Genomic DNA, 5874 nt, shown 5'->3' with positions numbered 1-5874 from the left:
CGGGGCGTAACCCAGCAGATAGGCCGCCCCTTTGCACCACGGCTGGCTGCCGGGATCAATGGTTTCCTGCATGAGCACAAAGGCATTGAGCAACTGTTCCGGCGTGCGGTCAATATTGCGTTTGGAATAGCGCCCGGACTTGTTGTTGACGAGCCAGCACCCGTTTTTACGATCGTTGATTATTTCGCCGCTGATGCGGCCGGGGCCGCCCGCCGTGCCGGACACATGGCCGTAGTTTTCGGTGGTGCCGGCTTTGCGCTGCGATTTGTCCTCGGGGCGGAAAAAACCATTGGGATAGGTGCGCCCGTAGGGATGCGGGGCTTCTTCAATAAGGGCCACGCCGCCTTCGGGGGTGATGACGTAGTTGTAAACGGGCCTTTTGGCGTCAAGTACGGCGTGAAAATCCTTGGTGGCTACCTGAAGGTAGGGGTTGAGCAGGACATTGTGCTCCTTGTCGGCCTCGTAGTGCTTGATGTAGGACGGTCTGTTGGCAATGCCGTAAAGGGCATCAAGATTGTCTGCGGCCAGGGCCGTTCCCTGCATGATGCAGAGCGCGCCAAGAAAAATCAGGCATTTTTTCATCTTATTGCTCCTTGTGGTTAGCCCTTACAGCGGCTGGTCAAGCAGTACGCGTACCTTGGAGCCGAGCCATCTGTGCACGTCCTTCATGGCCAGCTTTTCTCCCAGCCGGGCGTTCAGGGCCTGCATGAGCTTTTCGCCGGCCTTGTGGGCTTCAGTCTGCTTGCTGAAGTCACCGTCATAGCCAAAGGAAAAATCGTACACAAAAGGCGCGCCGCCTTCGGTGCGCGACCAGGCTTCCATAGAGACGGAAAGGGGCCTGTCCAGACCGGGCAGTTCCATATGGCCCGGGCGGCAACGCATGCCGTAGGCTACGTGGGCCGTCAGCTTCGTGTCCGCGGGCAGGCCGAGCTTGAGCAGTTCCGGCACATACGCGCCGAAGTCGGCCAGGTTCATGTCGCCAAGTTCGCCCCGTGTAAGGCTGAAGTTGGCGGACTTGTCCAGATAGCTGACAAGCTGGCCGCCTTTGCCGATGCCGATATTGTCCTCTACCGTGGTTTTGCTTTTCACGCCTTTTGTTTCCAGCCTGGCAGCGAACACCTTGGCGAAAGGACCGTTGAGACTTTTGACCGAAACGCGCACCGGGCTTGCGGGGTAGCCGCGCTGGTAGTTGGTGGTGACGCGGATGAGGTAGCCCTTTTTCCACAGGGCCAGGTCCGGCGTGTCAAAGTAGGTTTTGATTGTCGGAGCCAGGGCAAAGGGGTCTTTCTTTTTTTCTGTCATGACAATGTGCAGCGAGTCCGCCACAGTTTTTGCCTGGTTCCAGATTTCCCTGAATGCCTCGGTGACGTCGGTGTTCACCTTTTCAGGAGCTACAAGAAACTTGTACTCCCGGCCGGTAATGTCCTTTACCTGCCCCTTCCACTGTGAAAGATTTTGCTGGTACAGGTCCGCCGCGACTGCCGGAAGGGCAGCCATAAGACCCAACAATAACAGTAAGCCAAGTATCTTGCGCATAAATGCCTCCGTTGGAGGTTGCCGCGCGCGGAGCGCGCTACCAGAGCCTGCTGTCAAACCCCATAAGAGGCATGACGTACTGCGTCCACAGGATGAGCATCAGCACGCAGGCGACAAGCTGGAACATGCCGAACTTGAACGATTCCCAACTGGTGTACTGGTTTGTGAGGTAACTGATGTTGGCCGGTTTGGAGTTGAAATACAGCACGTAAACCTGGTTGATAAGAAAAGCCATGGGCAGGCAGAAGCCTATGACGTCCCAGCCGAATTTTTTTGCCACGCTGATAATGATGGGAAAAAGCACGATGGTGCGGGCGGTCTTGCTTTCGCTCACCAGCGTCGTCAGGGCAAAAAGCGATGCCAGCAGGGCGAATACCGCCACCTTGGGCAGGGATGCCGCGTTCCATGTGTCCAGCGAATAGTGCATCCACAGGCCCACAATGTCTGTTTTATCCATAAGGCCGCCCAGCACATACGCTCCCCAGCTGAACATGAGCATGTGCCAGGGAATATCCGCATCGTTCCATTTGATGACGCCGATGCGCGGCAGTTTGCACACGGCAGGCATAAGTACGGCAATGGCCCCCATAAGCGCGGTAACCTCGGCCCGGATGCCGTGGTAGCGGTCAGTACCCCAGAGCAGCAGCACGGTCAGAAAAACGATGCCCGCGCGGATTTCCGCCGACGAAACCGGGCCAAGTTTGCCCAGTTCCTGTTGCAGGCGCTGGTGGCCCCCGGACAATTTGGGTTTGGAGTCTTCCTTGCGGATGGGGAATATCCAGCGGGTTCCTGTGTACCAGGCAAAGGCGCACTGAATGATGGAAAGGGGCAGAAGGGCCATGAGCCAGTCGCTGTAATAGACCTTGTAGCCCGCATTTTCGAGCAGTTGCGCCGCCAGCAGGTTTGCTGCCGAGCCGGTGATGAAGGCAGAGGCGGAAACGTTGTTTGCCAGCAGGTTCTGAAGCACCATGTTACGGCCCACATTGTTGCGGCTTTCGCCACCGGTAGAGCCGTACATGGCCGAGATAACCATAAAGAGCGGAAGAAGCAGGGCTGTTTTTGCCGACGTGGCGCTGATGAATGCGCCAAGAAGCAGATTCAGCGCGATAAAGCAGGCCAGGATGAGCGTGACGTTATTGCCCATGGACAGAACGACATAAAGGCATATCCGTTTGGCAAGGCCCGTGACCACAAGGGCGCTGGCCATGATGAAGCTTGCGATGTTGAGGATCATCACGGGTTCGCCCAGCATGGCAAAGGCCGGGCGCATTTTCATGACACCGGTAAGTATGGTTGCCACGATAATCAGAAACGAAGTCAGATAGTTGGGGATGGCCTCGGAAAGCCAGAGAACAAGAGAAGAAACAAAGATGCCCAGCGCCGCATAGCAATGTTCCGGCGGAACTTTTGTCTGTTCTTCAAAAACCCCGATGGGGCCGCACCATTGCAGATAGAAATAAAGAAAGGAAATGATGCCCAGTGGAATGCCCGCAAACTTGATGCGGTCCATCCACACGCCGCCCTTGAGTTCCGGAAGTTTTTCAAGGGAGTAATTGCTGATATCCAAGGGGTCAAATGCCTTGGTGCTTGCTGCTTGCGACACGTTGCCTCCTTGATCTGCGGCCTTCCCAAAGGCCTCGGGAGAGACGGGCCCTTGGGAAGGTGCTGAAACACCGCCGGGAAGTGAGAAGCCGGCGGGTGCTCCAGCAGATTACTCCATACCTACAACACGGCGCGCGGCCTTGAGATAGTTGGTATTGGGAAGTTCAGCGATGCCCAGGGCTTCCACGGCTTTTTTCATGCCCGCGTAATTTTCGCTTTCGCAGCAGGCCGATTCGAGCAGGGCGCCGTTAAACCAGACCTGAGCGTATTCGCAGATGATGCCGTCGACCGTGAAGCCATAGCGCATTTTTTCTACGCTTACGGCGGCCATGTCCGGGTGTTTGCGTACCATTTCGATAAATTCTTCAATGCCGTACTGCTCTTTGGCAAGAGGCATATCGACCTTGAGGTGGGAAAGAATCACCGCCAGGTCGGACCTGGAAACGGGAAACTGAAATTTGCCGCGCGGTTGAAAGATTTCGTATCCTTCAGGCGTTTCGCCCACCTTGGTCTTGATATCCAGCAGGCCGTCGCGCACCTTGACGTTGGCTTCGGTGGTATGCACCGAAAGAAAATACGTTTCAGCGGGCATTTTGCGGGCCTTGAAAAGCACCGCGCCGCAGTCCCACATTTTTTTTCTGACCGTGTCGACAATGCCGTGGCCAAAAGCGCGGAATTCGGCGCGCGGAACGATTTTTTCGGCTTCAGCCGCAGAGGTGGATACGTTTTTAGCAAAGACGTCAGCCATGAAGATTCTCCTGTCTACCAGCGGGTAAAGGGATGTTTGATAAGGTTGGAATTGAAGTAGCGGGGGTCACCGGTTACTTCTTCACCGATCCAGTCGGGTTTGCCGAACTGCTGGTCTTCGCTGGTCAGCTCGATTTCAGCCACGATAAGCCCCTGGTTGTCGCCGAAAAATTCGTCAACTTCCCAGGTAAATTCGCCTTGCTTGATTTTGTAGCGCTTTTTTTCGATCAGCGGCTTTTCGGCCAGGTCGTCCAGAAGAGCATTGCAGTCAGCAAAGGGAATTTCATACTCGTACTCGGCCCTGGTTGCGCCCACCGTGATGCCCTTGATGGTCAGAAAGGCCTTGTCGCCCACGGTGCGCACGCGCACGGTGCGTTCCTTGGCGCTGTTGAGGTAGCCCTGACGGTACATGGTGCCCTCGGCAAGAGCGCGCCACGCTTCTCCCTTTATGAGGAACTTACGTTCAATTTCTTTAGCCACTGTCATTCTCCTTGGATTTCATGAAAACGTCCCGTTGACGTCTGTGCTAACGTATCGCTGCCGGCCAAAAGTTAAAAATCAGAAGTGTCTGCATTGTCCATAAGCTATACTTATGGATCACGCGATCTGTGTGTTTTTGTATAAGATGCCCTTATGCATTGCATCCGTCGATTTTATTGTACAGCGGCATAGTGCGTGTGGCATGATTGCGCCAAATAACTTCAGTAGCCGCAAGGAGTTCCTATGTATAGACTGACAGCTCTGCTGGTAATGGGGATTTTGCTTTCCGCATCTATGGCGCTGGCTGTCGGGCCGGGCCATTATGAAAAAAATGTGGCGGCCTGGAAGCCCCACGGGGCCGTCAACGGCCTTGAGTACAAAATGGCCCTGAACCCCGCCCTGTTCAATACGGACAAGGCCAAGGCATCGTTTAAAAAGCTCTGGGATGCCCTGTCTGCCTCGGCTTCAAAAAACGGCTTCGTGCTGACAAAATCGGAAAAGAACAAAATACGCCTGCGTGCAAGAAGCTATTATGATACGGAAAATCTCGCCCTGCGCGACGCGGGCTTTGTGGTGCGGATCACCACCAACTACAAGAAAGACGGCAGCGCCAAGGACGGGAGAAGGCTGACCATAAAAACGTCCGGCAAGGATCCTGCCTTTATTCTGGGGACGCCGCTGGACCCTGTGGGCGTCAAGGGCAAGATTGCCGCTGAAGACCATCCCTATCTTGACGCCCAGGGCAATATGGGCAGTCGTCTGGAAAAAAGCGTGAACATACGCGGTGAAGACCACACCTTCGGGGATCTCGACCGCCCGCAGTTGCAGCAGTTTTCTCGTTTCGTTCCTGCGCTGGGCAAGAGCGGGCTTGCTCCTGAAACACTCCTTAAACCCGTAACTGTCTGCACCTATTCTGCCAAGATGGGTTTTGTGGATCTGGCCGGGGTTGAGGCGGAGATAACCTTTGAGGCATGGGCGCAGCATTGGGGTGGGGAGCCGATTGCGCTGGAAATTTCTATGGGCATTGAAGATCAGGACTATTATGCCATACCCGGGATAGTGGCGGCCGGAGACGAGTTTTACCGCAGGGTGCTCATGCAGGGGCTGGCCCACATGAAGCTGCCTGCCGGCGGCCAGTTTGGCGGCTCCAAGCTCAAGATGCTGCGGAATATGCAGTAAGCGCCTGCCGGGCGGGAGAGTGTCGGGACCAATGTAAAAAGCGGGGTAATCCCCGCTTTTTACATTGTGGCGCATGGCCGGATATTTTTCTTTTGCCCGTATTGAGGGCCGCAGCCTGTGCGGCTTTGGCCGCGCCGCAAGCGGGCCGCCGCGTGCCGTAATGTTCAGGCCGCGGCGCGGTATGTTGTTATTGCCGTTGCGGGCCGACCAATGTTACCTGGGCGCACCCTGTGTTGCAGAGAGCTTTCCGCTTGCTTTCAGCAGCTCCACCATCAGGCCCAAAGCCCGCTTGCCTTCGTCGCTGCGCAGTGCTCCGGCCACGCCCAATAT

At 55.8% G+C, this 5874-nt stretch carries 7 protein-coding genes; 1 reads left to right on the top strand and 6 read right to left on the bottom strand.

The annotated features are described in order from the left end of the window. The 5 genes from QZ377_RS08645 to QZ377_RS08625 all read right to left on the bottom strand — a co-directional run. Nucleotides 1-582 (bottom strand): hypothetical protein (locus QZ377_RS08645; RefSeq protein WP_291440757.1); only part of this gene is annotated, 582 nt, incomplete at its 3' end. Nucleotides 583-606: 24 nt separating this feature from the next. Then, on the bottom strand, nucleotides 607-1536 hold the full coding sequence (locus QZ377_RS08640) for a hypothetical protein (protein WP_291440756.1): 930 nt from the start codon (nucleotides 1534-1536) through the stop codon (nucleotides 607-609). A 37-nt stretch (nucleotides 1537-1573) separates the two neighbouring features. Continuing rightward, on the bottom strand, nucleotides 1574-3139 hold the full coding sequence (locus tag QZ377_RS08635) for an SLC13 family permease (protein WP_291440755.1): 1566 nt from the start codon (nucleotides 3137-3139) through the stop codon (nucleotides 1574-1576). 108 nt (nucleotides 3140-3247) lie between these two features. Next, nucleotides 3248-3886 (bottom strand): hypothetical protein, encoded by a 639-nt coding sequence (locus tag QZ377_RS08630; protein ID WP_291440754.1) that lies wholly within the window; start codon nucleotides 3884-3886, stop codon nucleotides 3248-3250. A gap of 14 nt (nucleotides 3887-3900) precedes the next feature. Continuing rightward, a complete protein-coding gene (locus tag QZ377_RS08625; RefSeq protein ID WP_291440753.1) occupies nucleotides 3901-4371 on the bottom strand; it encodes a CYTH domain-containing protein in 471 nt (156 codons plus the stop codon). 237 nt (nucleotides 4372-4608) lie between these two features. On the opposite strand from QZ377_RS08625, the gene QZ377_RS08620 reads away from it, so the two are divergent. Next, a complete protein-coding gene (locus tag QZ377_RS08620) occupies nucleotides 4609-5544 on the top strand; it encodes a hypothetical protein (RefSeq protein ID WP_291440752.1) in 936 nt (311 codons plus the stop codon). 213 nt (nucleotides 5545-5757) lie between these two features. On the opposite strand, the gene QZ377_RS08615 is transcribed toward QZ377_RS08620, so the two are convergent. Beyond that, nucleotides 5758-5865, bottom strand: coding sequence for a hypothetical protein (locus QZ377_RS08615; RefSeq protein ID WP_291440786.1), 108 nt, complete (start codon nucleotides 5863-5865; stop codon nucleotides 5758-5760). Nucleotides 5866-5874 lie beyond the last annotated feature (9 nt).

Origin of the sequence: Desulfovibrio sp. (genome assembly GCF_019424165.1) — a bacterium.
Taxonomy (GTDB): Bacteria; Desulfobacterota; Desulfovibrionia; order Desulfovibrionales; family Desulfovibrionaceae; genus Desulfovibrio.
The sequence above is the reverse complement of the archived record's forward strand: the minus strand, read 5'-3'. Positions and strand labels throughout refer to the sequence as shown.